General features: G+C 62.6%; 24 protein-coding genes. 20 read left to right on the top strand and 4 right to left on the bottom strand.

Annotation, left to right across the window (positions count from 1 at the left end):
- Positions 1 to 50 precede the first annotated feature (50 nt).
- From J2X15_RS18885 to J2X15_RS18845, 9 genes are all read left to right on the top strand, one after another.
- A complete protein-coding gene (locus tag J2X15_RS18885; RefSeq protein WP_310345871.1) occupies positions 51 to 2,381 on the top strand; it encodes a heavy metal translocating P-type ATPase in 2,331 nt (776 codons plus the stop codon).
- Complete coding sequence (gene ccoS / locus J2X15_RS18880) at positions 2,381 to 2,518, top strand: cbb3-type cytochrome oxidase assembly protein CcoS (protein ID WP_094478692.1); 138 nt, start codon at positions 2,381 to 2,383, stop codon at positions 2,516 to 2,518. Before J2X15_RS18885 ends, ccoS begins: the two co-directional genes overlap by 1 nt.
- Positions 2,519 to 2,617: 99 nt before the next feature.
- Positions 2,618 to 4,054 (top strand): cytochrome-c oxidase, cbb3-type subunit I, encoded by a 1,437-nt coding sequence (ccoN, locus tag J2X15_RS18875; RefSeq protein ID WP_310345865.1) that lies wholly within the window; start codon positions 2,618 to 2,620, stop codon positions 4,052 to 4,054.
- A 12-nt stretch (positions 4,055 to 4,066) separates the two neighbouring features.
- The gene (ccoO, locus tag J2X15_RS18870) at positions 4,067 to 4,693 is read left to right on the top strand and encodes a cytochrome-c oxidase, cbb3-type subunit II (RefSeq protein ID WP_310345860.1); all 627 of its coding nucleotides are present in this window, start codon (positions 4,067 to 4,069) and stop codon (positions 4,691 to 4,693) included.
- Between the two features lie 17 nt (positions 4,694 to 4,710).
- Complete coding sequence (locus J2X15_RS18865; RefSeq protein ID WP_310345857.1) at positions 4,711 to 4,848, top strand: cbb3-type cytochrome oxidase subunit 3; 138 nt, start codon at positions 4,711 to 4,713, stop codon at positions 4,846 to 4,848.
- A gap of 18 nt (positions 4,849 to 4,866) precedes the next feature.
- Positions 4,867 to 5,778, top strand: a complete 912-nt coding sequence (ccoP, locus tag J2X15_RS18860; RefSeq protein WP_310345854.1) for a cytochrome-c oxidase, cbb3-type subunit III — start codon at positions 4,867 to 4,869, stop codon at positions 5,776 to 5,778.
- Positions 5,779 to 5,898: 120 nt separating this feature from the next.
- Positions 5,899 to 7,269, top strand: a complete 1,371-nt coding sequence (gene ccoG, locus J2X15_RS18855) for a cytochrome c oxidase accessory protein CcoG (protein ID WP_310345949.1) — start codon at positions 5,899 to 5,901, stop codon at positions 7,267 to 7,269.
- A 10-nt stretch (positions 7,270 to 7,279) separates the two neighbouring features.
- Positions 7,280 to 7,561 (top strand): FixH family protein, encoded by a 282-nt coding sequence (locus tag J2X15_RS18850; protein WP_310345851.1) that lies wholly within the window; start codon positions 7,280 to 7,282, stop codon positions 7,559 to 7,561.
- Between the two features lie 22 nt (positions 7,562 to 7,583).
- The gene (locus tag J2X15_RS18845) at positions 7,584 to 7,820 is read left to right on the top strand and encodes a hypothetical protein (protein ID WP_310345848.1); all 237 of its coding nucleotides are present in this window, start codon (positions 7,584 to 7,586) and stop codon (positions 7,818 to 7,820) included.
- Between the two features lie 3 nt (positions 7,821 to 7,823).
- On the opposite strand, the gene fnr is transcribed toward J2X15_RS18845, so the two are convergent.
- Positions 7,824 to 8,543 carry a fumarate/nitrate reduction transcriptional regulator Fnr gene (gene fnr, locus J2X15_RS18840; protein ID WP_310345947.1) on the bottom strand — a complete coding sequence of 240 codons (720 nt, stop codon included), beginning with the start codon at positions 8,541 to 8,543 and terminating at the stop codon, positions 7,824 to 7,826.
- A gap of 195 nt (positions 8,544 to 8,738) precedes the next feature.
- On the opposite strand from fnr, the gene hemN reads away from it, so the two are divergent.
- The 6 genes from hemN (at position 8,739) to J2X15_RS18810 (ending at position 14,018) form a co-directional block, all read left to right on the top strand.
- The gene (gene hemN / locus J2X15_RS18835) at positions 8,739 to 10,139 is read left to right on the top strand and encodes an oxygen-independent coproporphyrinogen III oxidase (RefSeq protein ID WP_310345845.1); all 1,401 of its coding nucleotides are present in this window, start codon (positions 8,739 to 8,741) and stop codon (positions 10,137 to 10,139) included.
- Positions 10,140 to 10,148: 9 nt separating this feature from the next.
- Entirely contained in the window at positions 10,149 to 10,832 is a 684-nt protein-coding gene (locus J2X15_RS18830) for a sulfite exporter TauE/SafE family protein (RefSeq protein WP_310345842.1), read from the top strand.
- 36 nt (positions 10,833 to 10,868) lie between these two features.
- The gene (gene dusA, locus J2X15_RS18825) at positions 10,869 to 11,891 is read left to right on the top strand and encodes a tRNA dihydrouridine(20/20a) synthase DusA (protein WP_310345841.1); all 1,023 of its coding nucleotides are present in this window, start codon (positions 10,869 to 10,871) and stop codon (positions 11,889 to 11,891) included.
- Positions 11,860 to 12,768, top strand: coding sequence for a DMT family transporter (locus J2X15_RS18820; protein WP_310345839.1), 909 nt, complete (start codon positions 11,860 to 11,862; stop codon positions 12,766 to 12,768). The genes dusA and J2X15_RS18820 overlap by 32 nt, the downstream gene beginning before the upstream one ends.
- 25 nt (positions 12,769 to 12,793) lie before the next feature.
- Positions 12,794 to 13,120, top strand: a complete 327-nt coding sequence (locus tag J2X15_RS18815; RefSeq protein ID WP_310345836.1) for a hypothetical protein — start codon at positions 12,794 to 12,796, stop codon at positions 13,118 to 13,120.
- Positions 13,121 to 13,190: 70 nt separating this feature from the next.
- A complete protein-coding gene (locus J2X15_RS18810) occupies positions 13,191 to 14,018 on the top strand; it encodes a thioesterase family protein (protein ID WP_310345834.1) in 828 nt (275 codons plus the stop codon).
- Positions 14,019 to 14,069: 51 nt separating this feature from the next.
- On the opposite strand, the gene J2X15_RS18805 is transcribed toward J2X15_RS18810, so the two are convergent.
- Complete coding sequence (locus tag J2X15_RS18805; RefSeq protein ID WP_310345832.1) at positions 14,070 to 15,401, bottom strand: MFS transporter; 1,332 nt, start codon at positions 15,399 to 15,401, stop codon at positions 14,070 to 14,072.
- Between the two features lie 78 nt (positions 15,402 to 15,479).
- On the bottom strand, positions 15,480 to 16,520 hold the full coding sequence (locus J2X15_RS18800) for a MerR family transcriptional regulator (protein ID WP_310345829.1): 1,041 nt from the start codon (positions 16,518 to 16,520) through the stop codon (positions 15,480 to 15,482).
- Between the two features lie 176 nt (positions 16,521 to 16,696).
- On the opposite strand from J2X15_RS18800, the gene J2X15_RS18795 reads away from it, so the two are divergent.
- The 3 genes from J2X15_RS18795 to J2X15_RS18785 are packed head-to-tail and all read left to right on the top strand — an operon-like array spanning position 16,697 to position 18,057.
- Positions 16,697 to 17,113 carry a hypothetical protein gene (locus J2X15_RS18795; RefSeq protein WP_310345827.1) on the top strand — a complete coding sequence of 139 codons (417 nt, stop codon included), beginning with the start codon at positions 16,697 to 16,699 and terminating at the stop codon, positions 17,111 to 17,113.
- A gap of 45 nt (positions 17,114 to 17,158) precedes the next feature.
- Positions 17,159 to 17,635, top strand: a complete 477-nt coding sequence (locus J2X15_RS18790) for a helix-turn-helix transcriptional regulator (RefSeq protein WP_310345824.1) — start codon at positions 17,159 to 17,161, stop codon at positions 17,633 to 17,635.
- 11 nt (positions 17,636 to 17,646) lie between these two features.
- Positions 17,647 to 18,057: a VOC family protein gene (locus J2X15_RS18785; protein ID WP_310345823.1), complete on the top strand. Its 411-nt coding sequence runs from the start codon at positions 17,647 to 17,649 to the stop codon at positions 18,055 to 18,057.
- Between the two features lie 6 nt (positions 18,058 to 18,063).
- On the opposite strand, the gene J2X15_RS18780 is transcribed toward J2X15_RS18785, so the two are convergent.
- The gene (locus tag J2X15_RS18780; protein WP_310345821.1) at positions 18,064 to 18,837 is read right to left on the bottom strand and encodes a VOC family protein; all 774 of its coding nucleotides are present in this window, start codon (positions 18,835 to 18,837) and stop codon (positions 18,064 to 18,066) included.
- Between the two features lie 421 nt (positions 18,838 to 19,258).
- Between J2X15_RS18780 and J2X15_RS18775 the strand changes: the two genes are divergently transcribed.
- Together J2X15_RS18775 and J2X15_RS18770 are read left to right on the top strand one after the other, a co-directional pair.
- Positions 19,259 to 19,981, top strand: a complete 723-nt coding sequence (locus tag J2X15_RS18775) for a FadR/GntR family transcriptional regulator (RefSeq protein WP_310345818.1) — start codon at positions 19,259 to 19,261, stop codon at positions 19,979 to 19,981.
- A gap of 2 nt (positions 19,982 to 19,983) precedes the next feature.
- Positions 19,984 to 20,910 carry an SMP-30/gluconolactonase/LRE family protein gene (locus J2X15_RS18770; RefSeq protein WP_310345815.1) on the top strand — a complete coding sequence of 309 codons (927 nt, stop codon included), beginning with the start codon at positions 19,984 to 19,986 and terminating at the stop codon, positions 20,908 to 20,910.
- Positions 20,911 to 20,917: the final 7 nt, after the last annotated feature.

The raw sequence follows: 20,917 nt of genomic DNA, 5'->3' as shown, positions 1-20,917 counted from the left end.
CTTGATCTGTATCAAGCTTTTTACACATGTAACCCCGCACACTTCATCTCATGAACGTTGCAACCCTGCCCAGTCCCGCTTTTGCGCCGCACGCCCCAGCCGTGCTGGCTTTGTTGGACGACCCGCAGGAGTGGAGCGCATTCAGCCGGGCCAACGCCCAGATGCCAGACCAGTGGGAGTCCAGCGTGGTGATCGAGGGCATGCACTGCGCAGCCTGCTCGCTGACCGTGGAAGACGCCCTGCGCCAGGTGCCCGGTGTGCTCAGTGCGCACGTCAGCGCCGCCAGCCAGCGTGCGCGCGTGGTGTGGCTGGCGTCTGCCGTTCAGCCCTCCCGCTGGATGCAGGCCGTGCAGCGTGCCGGCTACCGTGCCGTGCCCGCCAACGATGTGTTCGCCAGCGAACGCCGCCGTGTGGCCGCTCGCCAGGCGCTATGGCGCTGGCTGGTGGCGGGCCTGTGCATGATGCAGGTGATGATGTACGCGTGGCCCGCCTACATTGCCCAGCCCGGCGACCTGACTGCCGAGATGGAGCAGCTGTTGCGCTGGGCCTCGTGGGTGCTGACGCTGCCGGTGATCCTGTTTTCCTGCGGCCCGTTCTTCAAGAGTGCCTTGCAGGACATCGTGCACGTGCGCATCAGCATGGACCTGCCGGTGGCCCTTGGCATGGCGATTACTTTCGCCGTCAGCACCGCGGGCACCTTTGACCCGCAGGGCCTGTTTGGCCGCGAGGTCTACTTTGACTCGCTCACCATGTTTGTCTTCTTCCTGCTGACCGGTCGTTGGCTGGAGCTGCGCCTGCGGGACCGCACGGCGGGGGCGCTGGAGGCGCTGATGAACCGCCTGCCCGACAGCGTGGAGCGCCAGATGGCAGACGGCAGCTTTGTGCCCGTGGCGGTGCGCCGCTTGCAGGTGGGCGACTTGATCCGCGTGCAGGCTGGCCAGGCCTTTGCCGCTGATGGGGTGGTGGAGCAGGGCCATACGCTGGTGGATGAGGCACTGCTGTCGGGCGAGTCGCGCGCACTGCCACGGGGTGTGGGCGCCCGTGTGGTGGCGGGCAGCCACAACCTGCATGCCACGGTGCTGGTGCGGGTACAGCAGGTGGGCGAGGGCACGCGGTTTGCCCAGATCGTGGCGCTGATGGACAGCGCCTCCACCACCAAGCCACAGGGTGCGTTGCTGGCGGACCGCCTGGCCAAACCTTTTCTGTTGTCGGTGCTGGTCGCGGCGGTGCTGGCCTGTGCCTGGTGGTGGGTGCGTGACCCCGGCCATGCACTGATGGTGGCCGTGGCGGTGCTGGTGGTGACCTGTCCGTGCGCACTGTCGCTGGCTACACCGGCCGCCATGCTGGCAGCGGCCGGCCGCCTGGCCCGTGCCGGCCTGATGGTGCGCAGGTTGCCGGCGCTGGAGGCACTGGCAACGGTGGACACTGTGGTGTTTGACAAAACCGGCACCCTGACGCGTGAGGCCATGGGCCTGCATGCTGTGCATACCCGCGCCGGAGTTTCGCGGGATGATGCACTGGCTATGGCCAGCGCCGTGGCGCAGCACTCCTTGCATCCGGCTTCACGGGCACTGGTGGCCGCGGCACGTCAGGCCCAAGAGGCACATCGCTGGACCTGTGCCGCTGCAGAGGAGTTTGCGGGCCAGGGCGTGCAGGGGGTGGTGGTTTGCACGGGGATAAACCCAGCCGGGCAGGGCAGTTTGCTGCGATTGGGCGCCGCCGTGTTTTGCCAAGTCAGCAATCCCGCGCCGGACCAGACCGGCCTGCAGGTGCACCTGAGCGATACGCAGGGTTGGCTTGCCACCTTTGATTTGGATGAAGACTTGCGCACCGAGGCCGTGGCGGTGGTGCAGGCCCTGCAGACGCAGGGTATTGCCGTTCACCTGCTGTCAGGTGACCGCATGGCGTCGGTGGCGCAGGTAGCAAGCCGGCTGGGCATTGCGCAGGCGCAGGGTGGCTGCTCCCCCGCCGAGAAGCTGGCCTATTTGCAGCAGCTGCAGCGTGCCGGCCACACGGTCGCCATGGTGGGCGACGGGCTCAATGACGGCCCGGTGTTGGCGGGGGCCCACGTCTCGTTTGCGTTTGGTAATGCAGTGCCACTGGCCCAGGCGCGTTCTGACTTTGTGCTGCTCGGCGGCAGCCTGCAGCAGGTGGTGCTGGCGGTCCAGCTGGCCCGCAAAGCCATGCAGGTAGTGCGACAGAACCTCTGGTGGGCCTTGCTTTACAACGCCGCCTGCGTGCCACTGGCCGTGCTGGGCTGGTTGCCCGCCTGGCTGGCTGGGCTGGGCATGGCAAGCAGCTCACTGCTGGTGGTGCTCAACGCCTTGCGTCTGAGCCGCGACACCACCACTCTGACATCCGTCGCACAGCAGGGGGCTTGATGGACATTTTGTATTTGCTGATTCCGTTGTCTGTGGTGCTGGTCTTCTTCATCCTGGGCGGGTTGTGGTGGGCCATAGACCGGGGGCAGTTCGAGGACATCGAGTCCGAGGGCGAGCGCATCCTGCGCGACCCCTGAGCCGTAGGCGGGTTTTATGGCCCGCAGTTGATATGGGTCAACCCAGGCACAGGCGCCCGGACTGACACTCGCTTAGCAGTTATCCAAGAAGAGGTACCAATGGCATTTCCAAATCAACAGGCGACCGTGTACAACGACACCGTTGTGCGCCAATTCGCCATCATGACCGTGGTGTGGGGTGTGGTCGGCATGCTGGTGGGGGTGATCATCGCCGCCCAGCTCGCCTGGCCCGAACTGAACTTCGGTATTCCCTGGCTGACCTACGGACGCTTGCGTCCCCTGCATACGAACGCAGTGATTTTTGCGTTCGGCGGTTGCGGTCTTTTTGCCTCCGCCTACTACGTGGCGCAGCGCACCTGCCAGGTCCGGCTGTTTGGCGACAAGCTGGCCGCCTTCACCTTCTGGGGCTGGCAACTGGTCATTCTGGCCGCCGCCATTTCCCTGCCCCTGGGCTACACCCAGGGTAAGGAATACGCGGAACTGGAGTGGCCCATTGACATCTTGATCACCTTGGTCTGGGTGTCGTTTGCCATTGTGTTCTTCGGCACCATCGGCACGCGCAAGGTCAAGCACATCTACGTGGCCAACTGGTTCTTTGGTGCCTTCATTCTGGCAGTGGCCATCTTGCATCTGGTGAACAGTGCAGCGATTCCTGCCGGCTGGATGAAGAGCTACTCCGCCTACGCCGGTGTGCAGGATGCCATGGTGCAGTGGTGGTACGGCCACAATGCCGTGGGCTTCTTCCTCACCGCCGGCTTCCTGGGCATGATGTATTACTTCATCCCCAAGCAGGCGGAGCGCCCTGTGTACAGCTACCGCCTGTCCATCGTCCACTTCTGGGCGCTGATCTTTACCTACATGTGGGCGGGTCCTCACCACCTGCACTACACCGCCTTGCCTGACTGGACGCAATCTGTCGGCATGGTGTTCTCCCTGATCCTGTTGGCACCTAGCTGGGGCGGCATGATCAACGGCATCATGACGCTCAGCGGCGCATGGCACAAGCTGCGCGATGACCCCATCCTGCGTTTCCTGATCGTGTCCTTGTCCTTCTACGGCATGTCCACGTTCGAGGGCCCCATGATGTCCATCAAGACCGTGAACGCCCTGAGCCACTACACCGACTGGACCATTGGCCACGTGCACTCCGGTGCCTTGGGCTGGGTGGGCCTGGTGACCATGGGTTCCATGTACTACCTGATTCCCCGCCTGTTCGGCCAGAAGCAGATGTACAGCGTCAAGGCGATCGAGCTGCACTTCTGGACTGCCACCATCGGCATCGTGATCTATATCGCCGCGATGTGGATTGCCGGTGTGATGCAGGGCCTGATGTGGCGCGCCATCAACCCCGACGGCACGCTGACCTACACCTTCGTGGAATCGGTGAAGGCAACCTATCCCTTCTATGTGCTGCGCCTGCTGGGTGGCTTGTTGTACCTGGGCGGCATGCTGATCATGCTGTGGAACACGCTGAAGACCGCGACTGCGGGGCGCGCCGTGGCCGTCAACATTCCTGCAGCCGTCGCACACGCTTGAGAGGCTATTCACATGACAACTCCCACACCCCAATCCGGTCTCTCGCACGAGAAGGTAGAGACCAACAACTTTCTGATGATTGTGCTGATCCTGCTGGTGCTGCTGGTCGGCGGCATGGTGGAAATCGTGCCCTTGTTCTTCCAAAAATCCACCACCGAGCCTATCAAGGGCATCAAGCCCTACACCGCGCTGCAACTGGCCGGGCGCGACATCTACACCCGTGAAGGCTGCTACAACTGCCACTCGCAGATGATCCGCCCCTTCCGCGCCGAGACGCTGCGCTACGGCCACTATTCGGTGGCCGGTGAGTCGGTGTATGACCACCCCTTCCAGTGGGGTAGCAAGCGCACCGGGCCTGACCTGGCCCGCGTGGGTGGCAAGTACAGCGATGAATGGCACCGCATCCACCTGACCAACCCGCGTGACCTGGTGCCTGAGTCCAACATGCCGGCCTACCCCTGGCTGGAGAAGACCCTGGTAGACGCTGACAGCCTGCCTAGCCACATGACGGCCCTGCGCAAGGTGGGTGTGCCCTACACGGACGAGGAAATTGCCAAGGCCACCGCCGACGTCAAGGGCAAGACCGAGCTGGAAGCGACCATCGCCTTCCTGCAGTCCTTGGGCTTGGCCCTCAAGTAACCGACCCGGAGCACAACATGGATATCAATACCCTGCGCTCGTTGACCACGGTGGTCAGTTTTGTGGTGTTCATTGGCATCGTCTGGTGGGCCTGGTCGCGCAAGCGGTCTGCGGATTTTGACGAAGCTGCCAACCTGCCTTTCGAGCAGGACTGACCCGAACAAGGAATCAAGATGAGTGACTTTACCAACAACTTCTGGTCTGTTTATGTCGCCGCCATCACGGTGATCGGCATCGTGGCCTGCCTGCTGCTGCTGTGGTTCAGCGGCAAAGCCAAAGCCATGACCGCGCACGACAACACCACTGGCCATGTGTGGGACGGTGACCTGCGGGAAATGAACAACCCGCTGCCCCGCTGGTGGGTGTGGCTGTTCGTCATCACCATTGTGTTCGCGCTGGTGTACCTGGCGCTGTACCCGGGCCTGGGCACTTTTGCGGGCAAGCTGGGCTGGACCCAGGCGGGCCAGTACCAGACCGAGGTGGACAAGGGCAACGAGGCGGTGGCTCCCTTGTATGCCAAGTTTGCGGCCATGAAGCCCGAAGACATCGCCAAAGATCCCCAGGCTCATGCCATTGGTGAGCGGCTGTTCATGAACAACTGCTCCCAGTGCCACGGCTCGGATGCGCATGGTTCCAAGGGCTTCCCCAACCTGACGGATTCCGATTGGCTGCATGGCGGCACACCCGAGAAAATCATGGAAACCATCACCCTGGGCCGTGTGGGCCAGATGCCTCCTATGGCTGCTGCAGTGGGCACGCCGGATGATGTGAAGAACGTGGCCAACTACGTGCTGAGCCTGTCGGGCAGCCCGCATGACTCGGTGCGCGCTGCGCTGGGCAAGTCCAAGTTTTCGGCCTGCGCGGCCTGCCACGGGTCGGACGGCAAGGGCAACCAGGCGCTGGGCGCCCCCAACCTCAGCGATGACATCTGGCTGCACGGCTATGGCGAGAGCGCCATCATCGCCATGGTCAACAACGGCAAGATGAACCAGATGCCCGCCCAGGCCGAGAAGCTCACAGCCGCGCAGATCCAGGTGCTGGCCTCGTATGTGTGGGGCTTGTCCAATGGTGCGGGACCCAAATAGGGCCTGCCTTCAGGAATCCGCTTGACCACTTCCGCCCACGCCCCGCACAACAAGGTGATTCCCATCGCCGTGTCGCCTGACAAGGGGCCGATTGCGCCGCCTGAAGGGGCCGATGCGGAGATGGTGGCCCTGTACGAGGCGCACAAGAAGATCTACCCGCGCAGCGTGACGGGTTTTTTCTCACGCTGGCGTTGGGCTTGTGTGTTCTTGACCCAACTGGTTTTCTACGGCCTGCCGTGGCTGGAATGGGGCCAGCGCCAAGCCGTGTTGTTTGATTTGGGAGCCCGGCGCTTCTTTATCTTCAATCTTGTGCTGTACCCGCAGGATTTTGTCTACCTTACCGGCTTGCTGGTCATCTCCGCGCTGGGGCTGTTTTTGTTCACCGCGGTGGCGGGCCGCCTCTGGTGTGGCTATGCCTGCCCCCAAACGGTCTACACCGAGATCTTTCTCTGGCTGGAGAAGCTCACCGAGGGTGACCGCTCAGCTCGCATGCGCCGTGATGCCGCTCCTTGGACGGCTGACAAGCTGCTGCGCAAAACGGCCAAGCAGGGGCTGTGGATGGGTGTGGCACTGTGGACCGGTTTCACCTTTGTGGGGTATTTCACGCCCATCCACACGCTGTCCAGCGAAGTGCTGGCGTGGACTCTGGGTCCGTGGGAAATTTTTTGGGTGCTGTTTTATGGCTTTGCCACCTATGGCAACGCCGGCTTTCTGCGCGAGCAGGTGTGCAAGTACATGTGCCCCTATGCGCGCTTCCAGAGCGCCATGTTTGACAAAGACACGCTGGTGGTCACCTACGACCAGGAGCGTGGTGAGCCGCGTGGAGCACGGTCCAAAAAAGCCGATCCCGCGGCCCTGAACTTGGGGGCCTGTGTGGACTGCAGTTTGTGTGTGCAGGTGTGCCCCACAGGCATCGACATCCGCAAGGGGCTGCAATACGAATGCATTGGCTGTGGTGCTTGCGCCGATGTGTGTGACACAGTCATGGATAAGATGGGTTATGCGCGCGGGCTGGTGAAGTACTCCACCCAAAACGCCGTAAGCCAGCATTGGACCCCGGCCCAAACCCTGCGCCATGTGCTACGCCCGCGTGTGCTGGTGTACGCCGGAATTTTGGGTGCGGTGGTGCTGGCCATGCTGGTCAGTCTGTACCTGCGGCCCGCCTTCAAGGTCGATGTGGAGCGCGACCGCGGCGCATTGGCCCGGATCGCCTCGGGCGGTCGTATTGAAAATGTGTTCCGCCTGCAGGTGATGAATGCAACCGAGACCTCGCAGCGCTTTCAAATTGCGGTGGAGGGGCTGCCTGGGTTGGCGGTGGCTTCTGAGCCCGCCATAGACATTGACGCTACGCAGTCGCGCTGGGTCGCCGTGCGGGTGCAGCTGCCCTACGAGGGGGCTGCGGCCGGTTCGCACCCCATCCATTTCACGGTAACCGCAGAGCAGGGTGGCGCCCGGGTTACCGAAAAATCTGTGTTCATTGTTCCCCGTTGAGGAGATTTTTATGTCCAATTCCGCAGCTGTTGATTCCCGTCCCTGGTGGCAATTTGGCCATGTGTGGCTGGTGCTCTCGGGCCCCCTGACCGTGGTCATTGCAAGCTTCTTTACGTTCTATCTGGCGGCCGTGGGCTCGGACCCACTGGTGGACGAGAACTACTACCAAAACGGTGTGGAGATCAACCGCACCCTAGCGGATGCCCCGCAAAGCCTGGCGCCAGCCATGCAGGCACGTAACCACGCAGCGACCGGGGTGGTCGATCCCGTTGCGGCGCGCAAAGCACCCTGACCGGGTGCCTGAAAGGAGCCCTATGCGCGGCAAATGGATGGCCATCGTCTGGCCGGCTTTTTTGATGGCCTGCGTGCTGGAGATTCTGGTGTTCGCACTGGTGGACCCGCAGGGCCTGCAGTGGCTGGGGCTGCCATTGGAGCTCCCGCGCAAGGGCGTCTACACCCTGGCTTTCTTCACGTTCTGGGCCGTAACGTCGGTCTCCAGCATACTCACCGCGGTACTCAGCCTGAGTGCTGCCGAGATCAACGAAGAATAACGATCAGCTGCAGGTCTTGGGATTGACGATGTCCTTGAGTGCATCGGTGTTGAGAATGCGCACGTGGCGCTGTTTTACTTCCACAATGCCGTCGTCCACGAACTTGGAGAAGGTGCGGCTCACGGTCTCCAGCTTCAGGCCCAGGTAGCTGCCGATTTCTTCGCGTGTCATGCGCAACACCAGCTCTGATTGCGAAAAGCCCCGTGCATGCAGACGCTGCACCAGGTTCAGCAAAAATGCGGCCAGACGCTCCTCGGCCCGCATACTGCCCAGCAGCAGCATGACCCCGTTCTCTCGCACGATCTCGCGGCTCATGATCTTGTGCACATGGCGCTGCAGCGCATTCACTTCGCGGGAGAGTTCTTCAATGCGGTCAAACGGCATGACGCAGACCTCGGCATCTTCCAGTGCAACCGCATCGCAGCTGTGGCGCTCGCTCACGATGCCATCCAGCCCAATGACTTCGCCCGCCATTTGAAAGCCGGTCACCTGGTCGCGGCCGTCTTCCGAGGCCACACAGGTTTTGAAGAATCCGGTGCGAATGGCGTACAAGCTGGTAAAACGCTCGCCACTACGAAACAGGGTGTCGCCGCGCTTGACCTTGCGCCGGCTGGCCACCACATCGTCAATGCGGTCCAGCTCGCTGGGGCTCAGGCCCAGGGGCATGCACAGCTCACGCAAATTGCAGTTGGAGCACGCCACTTTGATGGTCTGCGGGCTCAGAGGCGCCGTAGACACCGGCGTGATGGCGATGGGCGTTTGGGCCTCGCCTGGTTTTCCGGTCCGCATAGTTGCTTCAAACATGGTATTCCCCTGATGCAAGTCAATTATCCGCCTTGCCAAGCGCGGGCGGCTTGATTTGGATCAAGGTCACGCTTCGCGGTTTGCGTCACAGTTGCTGCGTTAGATGGAGCATTCATGAACGCTGTCGCCGAACCCACCTCTGTACCCGAAGGATTGTTGACCCGATTTGACGTGTCCGGGCCGCGTTACACCTCGTACCCTACCGCAGACCGCTTTGTGGAGGCTTTTACGGCCGAAGATTACGCCCAGGCACTGTCACAACGCCGCAGCGGGGCCGCGGCGCTGGCGCTGCCACTGTCGCTGTATGTGCACATTCCGTTTTGCGAGTCGCTGTGCTACTACTGCGCCTGCAACAAAATCATCACCAAACACCATGACCGCGCCGCGCCCTACCTGCGCTACCTAAGCCGCGAGGTGGACCTGCACACCGCCGTCATCGGCCGGGGGCAGGCCGTCAGCCAGCTGCATCTGGGCGGCGGCAGCCCCACCTTCTTGAACGACGCCGAGTTGCGCGAGCTCATGGGCATGCTGCGGCGCAACTTCAACCTGGTGCCCGGTGGCGAGTATTCCATTGAGGTAGACCCCCGCACCATCGATCCACAGCGCCTGGACACCCTGGCTGAACTGGGCTTCAACCGCCTGAGCTTTGGCGTGCAGGACTTTGACCCCGCGGTACAAAAGGCGGTGCACCGCGTGCAGCCTGCCGACCAGGTGTTTGCGCTGGTGGAAGCCGCACGCGCCCGTGGTTTCGAGTCCATCAATGTCGATTTGATCTACGGCCTGCCACAGCAAAGCCCCGAGTCATTTGACCGAACCCTGGCCCAGGTGAACCAGTTGCGGCCTGACCGCATTGCGCTGTACGCCTATGCCCATTTGCCCGAGCGTTTCAAGCCGCAGCGACGCATTGCCACCGTGGCCCTGCCCAGTGCGGCCTCCAAGGTATCCATGCTGTCGCGCTCGCTCGAAGCCTTCATGGGCGCCGGGTATGTGTATGTGGGCATGGACCACTTTGCCTTGCCGGGAGACGCCCTGGCCGTGGCCAAGCGGCAGGGGCGGCTGCACCGCAATTTCCAGGGCTACAGCACCCAGCCCGATTGCGACCTGATCGCACTGGGCGTGTCCGCCATCGGCCGCATTGGCGCCACCTACAGCCAAAACGCCAAGACGCTGGACGAGTATTACGACTACCTGGACCAGGGCCGCTTCCCCGTGGTGCGCGGCCTGGCCGTGACGCGCGATGACCTGGTGCGCCGCGCCGTCATCATGGCGCTGATGTGCCAGGGCCAGCTGCAGTTCGAGTCCATCAATCTGGCCTTTCTGGTGGAGTTCAAAAGCTACTTTGCCGCCGAAATGAAAGCCCTGGAGACACTGGTGGAGCAGGGCCTGGTGACGGTGGATGAAAGCGGCATCCAGGTCACCGCACAGGGTTGGTTCTTTGTACGTGCGGTGGCCATGGTGTTTGACAAGTACCTGCAGACGGACCGTACCCGCGCCCGCTTTTCCAAGATCATTTAGCATCGTCGGATGCAAGCTTCTCTGGCGCTCACCGCCCTGATGATGGGCCTGGTGGGCGGCCCCCACTGCGTGGCCATGTGCGGTGCGGCCTGTGCCGGCATCGGGCAGGCGGCCGGTCCGCGCCAAAACTCCGCACTCCTCAGCTTTCAACTTGGTCGTGTACTGGGCTACTCTGCGCTGGGTGCGCTGGCGGCTGCTTCCATGCAGGGCCTGGGTTGGCTGACGGTGCAAAGTGCTGCGCTGCGCCCGGTGTGGTCCATGGTGCATGTGGCGGCGCTGGTGCTGGGCTTGCTGCTGCTGTGGCAGGCGCGCCAGCCGTTGTGGTTGCAGGCTGGGGCCAGCGCCGTTTGGCGCCGTACCCGCAACCTGGGCCTGCGCTGGGGCCGGGGCGCCCCCCTGTTTCTGGGCATGCTGTGGGCCTTGTTGCCTTGCGGTCTGCTGTATTCCGCGCTGCTGGTAGCCGCACTGGCGGGGGATGTGCTGGGGGGCGCCGGGGTCATGGCGCTGTTTGCCGCCGGTACCTCGGTGACCATGCTGCTGGGGCCTTGGTTGTGGCTGCGCCTGCGCGGCGGACTGCTGGGAGACGGGCAGTGGGGCGTGCGCCTGGCCGGGGCCGCTTTGGCAGCCAGCTCGGCATGGGCTTTGTGGATGGGGCTGGTGCACAACCAAGCTCCCTGGTGCGTAACCCTCTGACGACGCCCCCACGCCAGGGCTGGGATAATTCTGCCCATGTCTGCTGTCCTGCCGTCTTCTGACCCCTTCGCTTCTTCCTCTGTTTCCAATCCCTGGCGCCTGTCTGTGGCACCCATGATGGATTGGACCGACCGCCATTGCCGCTACTTTCACCGCCTGCTAAGCCGCCACGCGCTGCTGTACACCGAGATGGTGACCACGGGCGCGCTGATCCATGGCGATGTGCCACGCCATCTGCGTTTCAACACCGAAGAACACCCCGTGGCCCTGCAACTGGGTGGCAGTGAGCCGGCCGATCTGGCCCAATGTGCCAAGCTGGGGCAAGACTGGGGCTATGACGAGATCAACATTAACTGCGGCTGCCCGTCGGAGCGCGTGCAACGCGGCGCGTTTGGCGCCTGCCTGATGAACGAGGCCTTGCTGGTGGCGGACTGCGTGAAGGCTATGGTGGATGCGGTGGACATTCCCGTGACCGTGAAGCACCGCATTGGCATCGACAAGGAAGAGGGCTACGGCTTTGTACGCGACTTTGTGGGCACCGTGGCCGATGCCGGTTGCACGGTGTTCATTGCCCATGCACGCAACGCCTGGCTCAAAGGCCTGAGCCCGAAGGAAAACCGCGAAATTCCACCGCTGCGCTACGAGCTGGTGCACCAGCTCAAACAAGACTTCCCGCACCTCACCATCGCCATCAACGGCGGGCTGACCACCAGCGCCCAGCTGGCGGAGCAGTTGGAGCACGTGGACGGCGTGATGCTGGGCCGTGAGGCTTACCACAACCCCTTTTGGCTGGCTGAGTGGGATGCTACGTTTTTCGGAGCTGCTCCCGCAGAGCTGACGCGGGATAGCGTCGAATTGACCATGGTGGAGTACATGGAGCGCGAGGCCGCGGAGCATGGCACCTCGTGGTACAGCATTGCCCGCCACATGCTGGGCCTGCGCCACGGCCTGCCGGGCGCACGCAAGTGGCGCCAGGTGTGGAGCGACCACCGCTACAAAACCCTGCCCGCCCGCGACGTGATGGCGATTGCCCGGGGCACTGCGCTTGCCGCGGCCTGAGCAGGAACGCTGGGCCCTGCTGGGGCTGTGGCTGATTCCTGCGCTGTGGGCGGTGAATTTCATCGTCGCACGCTGGGCACCCGGCACCATCGCCCCCTACGCGCTGGCGCTGGGCCGTTGGGCAGTTGCCGGTGTGCTGTTGGGCTTTGTGGCGCGCCAGGAGCTGTGGGCACAACGACGCGCCATTCTGGCCGTGTGGCACCAGTACGTGGTGCTGGGCTTTTGCGGCATGCTGGTCTGCGGCGCCTGGGTTTACCTGGGGGCCCGCACTACCGGCGCCATGAACATTTCTCTCATCTACGCCGCGTCTCCCGTGCTGATTGCCGTGGGCGCTGTGCTGTGGCTGGGCGAACGTTTTCGCCTGCAACAGGTGCTGGGCGTGGTGGTGGCGCTTGTTGGCGTGGTGCACGTCATCGTCAAAGGCCAGTGGCTGGCGCTGGGCCAGGTGCAGTGGGTGGTGGGCGACGCGTGGATCGTGGCGGCCATGGTGGCCTGGGCGGCCTATGCGCTGCTGCAAAAGCTGTGGCCCAGCCCGCTGGGGCCTACTGCGCGGCTGGCGGCCATCTGCGCCGGCGGAGTGCTGACGCTGCTGCCCTGCGCGGTGTGGGAGGCGCAGCTGCCTGAGACGCCCGCATGGTCGTGGGCCGCCACTTGGCTGGTGCTGGCCGCGGCGCTGGCGCCGGGCCTGGCCGCCTACTGGATTTACGGCGCTGCGCAAAAGGTGCTGGGTGCCAGCCGTGTGGCGGTCACGCTGTACCTGGGGCCGCTGTACGCCGCGGTGGCCGCCTGGGGCGTACTGGGCGAGCCGCTGGGGGTGCACCACCTGGTGGGTGCGGCGCTGATTCTGCCCGGCGTGTACTGGGTGTCGCGCCGCTAGCGCACCAGACGCACAGGAGACAGCCATGGCCAAGCGCGCGCATCACCATGTGTATGTGGTGGAGTTGTCCCCCAAGGTGCTGGAGCAGGCCAAGTTCATGCGCGCCAACCCCGGCTACATCACCGGCAAGCCCTGTGTGTACGTGGGCATGACCGGGCTGGACCCGGACATCCGCTTTGACAAGCACAAGGCCGGCATTCAGTCCAACAGCTATGTGCTGAAGTTTGGCCTGCGCCTGCTGCCCGACCTGTACGAGGCCTACAACCCCATGCAGTACGAGGCCGCGCGCGACATGGAGGTGGAACTGGGCATCAGCCTGCGGGCGGCAGGGTTTGGGGTGTGGCAGGCGTAGTTTTAGACGAAATAGGCTGCTAGCCCCCGTGGAATGTGCGCGAGCAGCTATCAAAAGAGGAGTAACTGACATGCCAAAAACGCTTGAACCGACAGCAGAGCATGCACCCGTCGCCGCCTTTGCCCCGCTGGACGCCCGTGTGTTCCGCGCCAGCCAGCTCACGCGGGGCCCCTGGCACCCGCAGCAGCAACACGCTGGCCCGCCCATTGCGCTGGTGAGCCACGCGCTGGAGGCCGCCGCACAGCCGCACGGGCTGCTGCACATGGCGCGGCTGACCGCCAACCTGCTGCGCCCGGTGCCGATTGCTGACATCGAGGTGCGCGTGCAAGAGGACTACGTGGGCCGCAACGCCGGCCACTTTTCGGCCGTGGCGCTGGCTGACGGCAAGGAGCTGATCCGCGCGACTGCCTTGTTCCAGCGCGAAGGCGAGGTGGACATTCCGCAAGGCCTGCCAGGACACCCTTTGCCCAAGGCCCCCAAGACGCCCGCAGATTCCCCCGTGCAGCGTTTCCCGTTTGCTCACGGTGAAATTGGTTACCCGGACTTGGTAGAAAGCCGCATTGCCGCCGGGCGCATGTTTGAAGGCCCCAGCGCCGTGTGGTTCCGCCTGAGCTACCCACTGGTGCAGGGCCAGAAGCCCAGCCCCTACCAGCGCGTGGCGGTGGCGGCCGATTCAGGCAACGGCATCAGCGCCATCCTCGACCTGTCCACCCACGTGTTCGTCAACTCCGACCTCACCATCAACCTGCTGCGCCGCCAGGTGGGTGAATGGATCTGCCTGGACGCGCGCACGCACCTGTCCAGCCATGGCGGCGGGCTGGCCGAGTCGGCGCTGTACGACGAAGTGGGGCTGATCGGGCGGGCGACACAGAGCCTGTTTGTGCGCAAACGGGAGTGAGCCGCGCGCCGGACGCGCTACACCGCCAGACGGCCCCGGCCGTTACCTGCGCTAGCGCCCGGCCAGAGGGTGGAGCCCGTCTGTCACCTGCCGTACGGGAGAGGCCACCATGGCCAGCAACGCAATGCACACCAGTAGGCCGCCGCTGCCCGCGAACAGCTGCGGCAGGGTGATGGAGCGCAATATCCAGCCGGTGACCGCGCCCGACAGTGGGGCCAGACCCAGGAAGATGAACATGAACATGCCCATGACCCGGCCCATCAGCGCCGGTGGCGTGCGCCGCTGCAACCAGGTGAAGATGGACACCTGCATGAACCCGCCCAGCACGCCAATGGCTCCCAACAACGCCGCGCCTTGCCAGGTAGCGTGGATCAGCCCCATGGGCATGAACAGCAGGCCCACCACCACGTCGATCACCAACATCGTCATGCCCAGTGTGCCCAGTCGCATGCCGGGTTTGGCGCCAGATACGGCCATGCCGACCAGGGTACCCGCGCCGTGCGCACCCAGCAGAATGCCCAGCGCCGCAGCGCCCAGGTTCAGTGTGGTGGCCAGTACCGGCACCGCAATCTGCACCGGCCCGGTGATCAGCACCGCCACCACGCTCCAGTAGATGAAGCACAGGCGCATGTCGCGGTCGTTCCACACATGGCGCAGGCCCGCACCCACCGCAGCGAATACGGCCTGACTGGCCGAGGCGGGCGCTCCCGGGTTGGCGGTAGCCCGGCTGTGCAGGCGCACCTGGGCCAGTGTCCAGGTCGACAGCAGAAAGCTCAGCGCGTCAAAGCCAAACGCCATACCCAAGCCGGTCGCGTCGGTCACGGCGCCCTCTGTGGCGCTGCCGGAGGGGCCGTCGCCAAACAGCACGATCAGCAAGCCCGCCAGCAACGGGCCCAGGAACATGGATAACTGGCGCAGGCCCATCATCACGCCGTTGGCCGCAGACAGGTGGGCGGGGGGCATCACATGCGGCAGCATGGACGTGGCCGACGGAATGCTGAAGGCCGTGGCCAGGCCAATGGCAAAGGCCAGCGCGTACACCGTCCACAGCGTCAGGCCACCCGCCAGCACCAGCACGGCCAGCGCCGCCAGCAGTGCGGTGTTGATGTATTTGGTCACCATCAGCACCTTCTTGGGCGAGTAGCGGTCCACCACGGCGCCGCCGATCAGGATGAAGGCGGCGCGCGGCAGGCTCATCAGCCCCAGCACGGTGCCCAGCACCAGCGTGTCGCCGGTCATGCGCAGCACCAGCCAGGGCAGGGCCACCAGCGTGAACTGGTCACCCAGCATGGAGATGATGGCGCCGGCCATCAGCCAGACAAAGTTCTTGTCGCGCATCAGTGCGGCGCGGTCGGGGTTGGGCGGGCGTGGTGGGCGGCTCATGGGTGTCCTCTCATTGCGGTGGTATGTTCAAAACCGCAATGGTTCGCCCTCACGTTGCGTCAGGGTCAAGCTGTTTTTTTACTTTTTGCTGGAGGGGATGAAGGGGGTTGCCAGCGGGTGGCCTTGTACATCCAATCCCCGCTTGATGGTTTCCAGGGTCAGCGTGTCAAACACGGTGGTGCCATGCAGCAGCGGCTCCGCCGTGTAGGCCGCTATCAACTTGCGCAGCAGTTCAGGCTGGTTGCCGCACAGCGTCAGCATGAATTGCTCCCACCGCGCCACCAGTGCCCGGGCGGCCGGGCCGTTGAGGTCGGCCTGGGCCGCATGCAGTGCGTGGGCATCGCGGCAGAGTTGGGCAATGTCCGCCTCGGAGCCCGTGCGCAAGGTGCGCAATTCGGCCAGCGTCATGTGGCGCAACATGGCCTCCATGCGCAACGCAATGGCGGCATTGATGTAGCTGACCACCTCCGGGCCTGGGCCGTTCTTGAACAGTCCGACGGGTTCGGCGTTGTACATCTGGCCCCAACGGTCAATCAAATTGAAGTCGTCGTCCATCATGGCCAGCGTCAGGTTCATCCAGCGCAGGGCCAGCGACTGCACAGGCCGGGTATCGGCAGCCAGGTGCTGCTGCATGGCCCCGTGTACATCGGCAATCAGGCTTTCCCACTTCAGCGCCTGCGCCTTGCGGTTGTCCAGAATGCGCTTGATCTCGGCCGCGCTGAAGTATTTGGAGTACGTGGTCATCAGCGCCAGGGTGGACAGCCAGTCCGCCATGTCGGGCGCGTTGCCGGCTGCCAGGCGCTCTTGCAGCAGCTGCAGCCGCGCCTGCAGTTCCGTGGCCTGCGTGATCTCGTGGCCCAGGGCACGGATCTGCCGGGCGATGGTATCGCCCAGGCCTTCGCCACCGCGCTCCAGCATCTCGCCCACTTCGGCCAGCGGCAGACCCAGGTGGCGCAGCGCCTGGATGGCGTGCAGGCGTGCGATGTCGGCCTGGTTGTACAGGCGGTAGCCCGCATCCGAGCGCGCGGAGGGCTTGAGCAGCGCTATCGTGTCGTAATGGTGCAGAGTGCGCACCGTCAGGCCCGTGCGGGTGGCCAGTTCTCCCACTTTGAGTAACAAACCCAGGCTTCCTTTCAAAACTCCAGTATCAACCCTAACGTAGCGTGAGGGTCAAGCGGTGCATCCGGGTGAAGGCATCTGAAGCCGGTGCCATGCGTCTGCTATCGAACAGACAGTCGCTGGGGCCCTTGGCACGCTGGTTCCCTCTCATCGCCTTTTTGCGATGGAAAGGATCCATGATGAAAACTGCGAAACGCACACTGCAGGGCTTTCGCCGCGGCATCGGCGTTGCCGTGGTGGTTCTGGTTTGTGGTCAGGCGTTTTCTGTTGCGGCACAAAGCCGCAGCGAAAAAATGCGCCGCTTTGAAGCCGACCGCCAAGCCTGCCTCCTCGGAAGAACCGGCCCGGCCTATCAATCGTGCATGCGAGAGGCGCACGCCGTGTTGGCGGACAAGCCGAGTTCCGCCGCCCCCACCAATGCCGAACAACTGGAGCGCAATGCCCAGGCGCGCTGCGATGCCCAGACAGGAGACGACCACGCGGCCTGTGTGGCTAGAGCGCGCGGTGAAGGCACGGTCAGCGGCAGCGTGGCTGGCGGCGGTATCTTGCACGAGCTGGTGACACCCGAAGTCGCGCCCAACCCTCCCGAGTAGCCGACGCGCGGCACAATGGTGCCGTTAAAAGCTTCAAGGGGGTGTATGGCTGAGAGCGGCGAAAGCCAAAGTCCCGAGCTACTGCGGCGCCTTCTGCGTGCCAAAGACCGCATGGACGCAGCGTCGCACGAAGACTGGCCGGTGCAACGGCTCGCCGAAGTGAGCCATGTGTCTGCGGCCCATTTCGCACGCTCGTTCAAGGAGGCCTTTGGCGTTCCACCGCACCGATACCTGCTCACCCGCCGCATCGAGCGGGCTACCGCGCTGCTGCGTGACAGCGATATGGGCATTACCGACATCGCTTTCCAGACCGGGTGGCGCAGTCTGGGTACGTTCGGGCGCATCTTCCGCGACATCACCGGCGAGACGCCGGGCGCACTCAGGGTACGCGCCCGGGCCGCTGCGAATGGGCTTCAGCAGGTGCCCGCCTGCATCGTCAGCGCCGCACACCGGCCAGACCTCAAGACCGCAGTTTTGGAGAAGCGCCGCCGTTTGGCCAGCGATATAAAAGCAACTTCTTGAAAGGAAGTTCCATGACTCAAACAGTTCAAATGGTGGGTGTGTATGTGCGCGATCAGGATGAGGCGCGTACGTTTTATGTGGACAAGCTGGGGTTCACGGTCCAGTCGGATGTGCGCAATGGCGACTACCGGTGGCTCACCGTGCAGTGCCCGGGCCAGCCTTTCCAGCTAGGCCTGTTCAGGCCCGGTCCACCGGTGCACGACGCCGCCACGGCACAGACGTTGCAAGCCATGGTGGCCAAAGGCGCGATGCCGCCCTTGGTGCTGGAGGTGGCCGACTGCCGTGCCGCCCATGCGCGCATGCTGGCTGCGGGCGTGGAATTCACGCAGGAGCCTATCGACCGATACGGCACGGTGGACGCGGGTTTTCGTGATCCATCCGGCAACGGCTGGAAGATGATTCAGGCGCGCCGCGCAGGCTAGAGAAAATTATTTGGTGCCCGTCAATGCGAACATCACACCTTCTGGATCCAGTCCATTCAAGATCCAGCCCCCGCCGGGCACCACCATGGGGCCATTGATGACCTTGCCACCCGCCGCGACGATGCGTTGGGCCGCGCTCTCTATCCCGTCCACGCGAAAGTAGACCAACCAGGCCGGGCGCGGGAAATGGGCGTCGGTCATGGTGCCCCCAAGATTGCGGTTACCAATGTCAAATAACTGGTAGGTGCCCATGGGCCCCATGTCTACCGCGCGTGATTTGGTCCAACCGAATTGGGCACAGTAGAAATCTGTCGCCTTCGGGCCGTCGGAGGTATGCAGTTCGTGCCACGCACCGTGTCCGGCACGGTCAGGGTCGCACGCAGTGCTCGCCTCGTTGCTCGCGCCCCGCATCACGTAGAACGGAGCACCTTGCGGGTCCGAGACCATCGCGATACGCCCGACATTGGGAATGTCGAACGCTGGCATTTGCACGGACCCACCAGCCGCGGTGATGGCTGCCACGCTTGCATCGACATCGTACACGCCGATGTACATCATCCAGCAGGGGGCCGCACCGTTCTTGCACATGTCTTCGGTCAGCGTGAAAACTCCGCCAACCAAACCGTCTTTCGCACTGATCATGCGGTAGTCCATGGTGGACCCGGCGGGCACAGACTCATCGATCTCCCAGCCGACCACGGCGTTGTAAAAGCGTCGTGCGGCCAAGGGATCCTTGGCCATCAATTCGTACCAGATCGGCGTACCGTGTCGGTTGCTCATTGCAGTCTCCTTGAAGTTCAATCGTTTCCCGTCCGATAAATATAGGCGCCGCTGTCGTATGTCGGCAAGGGGCTGAATGGATGTCGGCGGAGTGGCTGCGGGGTAGAGGTGGGGGCCTCGGGTTGCAGAAAGAAGCGCAAGGCTGAGATCGGCCTGCAAGCCAGCGGTGTAGGCTTGATTTGCTATAAAAATAGAAGCTGCTTGCGCAGTCTATACGCGGGCTACGGGACTATTTCTCTTATAAACCTCAGTGAAATGCATTTGAGGGCTATTGCAGCGCAAACGGTGACAAACGAACGCGGTAAGCGTAAGCAAATCCCCTGATTTTCAGTTCAAACACAGGGTAAACCCTAGAATTCAATTGAGATTAAACTGGTACGATGGCACTACCAGTTGACCACTTGTATGCACAATTTCAAATATGGAACTCATTGATCGAATCCCAGGAGAACATGGCCGCGTTAGCAAGCGCACGGTCAAGGATCAGATCAGCGACAAGCTCGCCTACATGATCCATTCGGGATTGTTGCGCGCTGGAGATGAATTGCCATCAGAGCGCACGCTTGCGACTACCTTGGAGGTCTCTCGAGAAACAGTCAGGGCTGCGATTGGCGTCTTGCATGCTCGCCGGATGGTGGATGTGAGCCAAGGTGCGCGGACCAAAGTAGTGGGTCCTGGGTTGCTTCCCATGCATGAGTCGGTCAGTACTTTGGGAAATCTCAAAGATCGCAGTTTTGAGGAAGTCGCGGAGGCCCGTGCTGCGGTGGAGCTTCAAGTGATATGGCTTTCTGCCCAGAGGATTACGGACAATGAACTTGTTCGTTTATCGTCATTGGTGAAAGAGCAGGAGCTGATGCTAAAGGATCCTGTTGGGTTTCAAATTTCGGACCGCGAATTTCACACCACTCTCTACAAGAGCTGTGGAAACTCGCTGCTTGTCGATGTCGTTTCAGACTTCTATGACTATGCGCTTGAATACCGCCGCAGAGCGCTGCAACGGCCAGGGGCCATCAAACACAGCGTCCAAGATCACAAAGATATTGTTGAGGCGTTGAAGACCCGCAATCCGGATGCGGCAGTTGCTGCGATGCGTGGACATTTGGATCAGGTTCAGAAAACGACCATGAAAGAAATGGCGAGCTGAGTATGGGCAACGTCGACATTTTTGACGATCGAGCTCGCGCTCTGGTGCCCGCCAATGCCCAGTTGGAGAGGCTTGCGTCCAGCGCAACCTGGAGCGAGGGGCCGGTGTGGATGCATGAGGACGAAAGTGTCCTATGGAGTGACATACCCAACAACCGCATGCTGCGTTGGCACCCCACGGAGGGGCAGTCGGTGTGGCGTGATCATGTCGAATACACCAACGGCCATTGCCGTGAGGCGGATGGATCACTTCTGCATTGCTCGCATGGACATAGGGCAATCATCAGAACCCGCTCACCGGTTGGACCCGATGAATCGATCGATGAAGTAGTGGTCGATCGTTTCAATGGACGGCGGCTGAATTCCCCCAACGATGTGGTCGTTAAACGGGATGGAACCATTTGGTTTAGCGATCCCCCTTATGGCATCGCGTCTGACCATGAAGGTCATCAGGCGGATTCTGAGTTGGGGGACAACTACGTGTTTCGATTTGAACCGAGCAATGGGGAGCTTTCAATTGCAACGGACTTTGTAGAAGAGCCGAATGGGCTGGCCTTCTCACCGGATGAATCGGTCTTGTATGTATCTGACACCTCAGCGGCTTTGCGTCAGGATGGTGGTGGTAATCACCACATCGTTCGCTTTGATGTGGTCAATGGGAAAGAATTGCTCAATCCAGAGGTATTGGTAGAGATTTCCCCTGGTCTGTCTGACGGCTTTCGCCTTGATCGCCAAGGTTGGATATTTACCAGCAGTGCCGACAGCGTGCAGGTTATTCATCCCGATGGAACGCTGCTCGCAAAAATCTATGTTCCTGAAAAGGTCGGAAATCTGACGTTTGGTGGGGCTATTCGCAACGAACTTTATATCTGCGCTAGTACCTCTTTGTATCGCATCCGCTTGAACACAAGTGGTATTCAAACTCCCTAAGGAATTT

The sequence above is a fragment of the Rhodoferax saidenbachensis genome, from assembly GCF_031457975.1.
Taxonomy (GTDB): domain Bacteria; phylum Pseudomonadota; class Gammaproteobacteria; order Burkholderiales; family Burkholderiaceae_C; genus Allorhodoferax; species Allorhodoferax saidenbachensis_A.
The sequence above is the reverse complement of the archived record's forward strand: the minus strand, read 5'-3'. Positions and strand labels throughout refer to the sequence as shown.

Coding starts and splice junctions, on each gene's coding strand:
- J2X15_RS18885 (WP_310345871.1), top strand. CDS start 51: ATGAACGTTGCAACCCTGCCCAGTCCCGCTTTTGCGCCGCACGCCCCA.
- ccoS (WP_094478692.1), top strand. CDS start 2,381: ATGGACATTTTGTATTTGCTGATTCCGTTGTCTGTGGTGCTGGTCTTC.
- ccoN (WP_310345865.1), top strand. CDS start 2,618: ATGGCATTTCCAAATCAACAGGCGACCGTGTACAACGACACCGTTGTG.
- ccoO (WP_310345860.1), top strand. CDS start 4,067: ATGACAACTCCCACACCCCAATCCGGTCTCTCGCACGAGAAGGTAGAG.
- J2X15_RS18865 (WP_310345857.1), top strand. CDS start 4,711: ATGGATATCAATACCCTGCGCTCGTTGACCACGGTGGTCAGTTTTGTG.
- ccoP (WP_310345854.1), top strand. CDS start 4,867: ATGAGTGACTTTACCAACAACTTCTGGTCTGTTTATGTCGCCGCCATC.
- ccoG (WP_310345949.1), top strand. CDS start 5,899: ATGGTGGCCCTGTACGAGGCGCACAAGAAGATCTACCCGCGCAGCGTG.
- J2X15_RS18850 (WP_310345851.1), top strand. CDS start 7,280: ATGTCCAATTCCGCAGCTGTTGATTCCCGTCCCTGGTGGCAATTTGGC.
- J2X15_RS18845 (WP_310345848.1), top strand. CDS start 7,584: ATGCGCGGCAAATGGATGGCCATCGTCTGGCCGGCTTTTTTGATGGCC.
- hemN (WP_310345845.1), top strand. CDS start 8,739: ATGAACGCTGTCGCCGAACCCACCTCTGTACCCGAAGGATTGTTGACC.
- J2X15_RS18830 (WP_310345842.1), top strand. CDS start 10,149: ATGCAAGCTTCTCTGGCGCTCACCGCCCTGATGATGGGCCTGGTGGGC.
- dusA (WP_310345841.1), top strand. CDS start 10,869: ATGTCTGCTGTCCTGCCGTCTTCTGACCCCTTCGCTTCTTCCTCTGTT.
- J2X15_RS18815 (WP_310345836.1), top strand. CDS start 12,794: ATGGCCAAGCGCGCGCATCACCATGTGTATGTGGTGGAGTTGTCCCCC.
- J2X15_RS18810 (WP_310345834.1), top strand. CDS start 13,191: ATGCCAAAAACGCTTGAACCGACAGCAGAGCATGCACCCGTCGCCGCC.
- J2X15_RS18805 (WP_310345832.1), bottom strand. CDS start 15,401: ATGAGCCGCCCACCACGCCCGCCCAACCCCGACCGCGCCGCACTGATG.
- J2X15_RS18795 (WP_310345827.1), top strand. CDS start 16,697: ATGATGAAAACTGCGAAACGCACACTGCAGGGCTTTCGCCGCGGCATC.
- J2X15_RS18790 (WP_310345824.1), top strand. CDS start 17,159: ATGGCTGAGAGCGGCGAAAGCCAAAGTCCCGAGCTACTGCGGCGCCTT.
- J2X15_RS18785 (WP_310345823.1), top strand. CDS start 17,647: ATGACTCAAACAGTTCAAATGGTGGGTGTGTATGTGCGCGATCAGGAT.
- J2X15_RS18780 (WP_310345821.1), bottom strand. CDS start 18,837: ATGAGCAACCGACACGGTACGCCGATCTGGTACGAATTGATGGCCAAG.
- J2X15_RS18775 (WP_310345818.1), top strand. CDS start 19,259: ATGGAACTCATTGATCGAATCCCAGGAGAACATGGCCGCGTTAGCAAG.
- J2X15_RS18770 (WP_310345815.1), top strand. CDS start 19,984: ATGGGCAACGTCGACATTTTTGACGATCGAGCTCGCGCTCTGGTGCCC.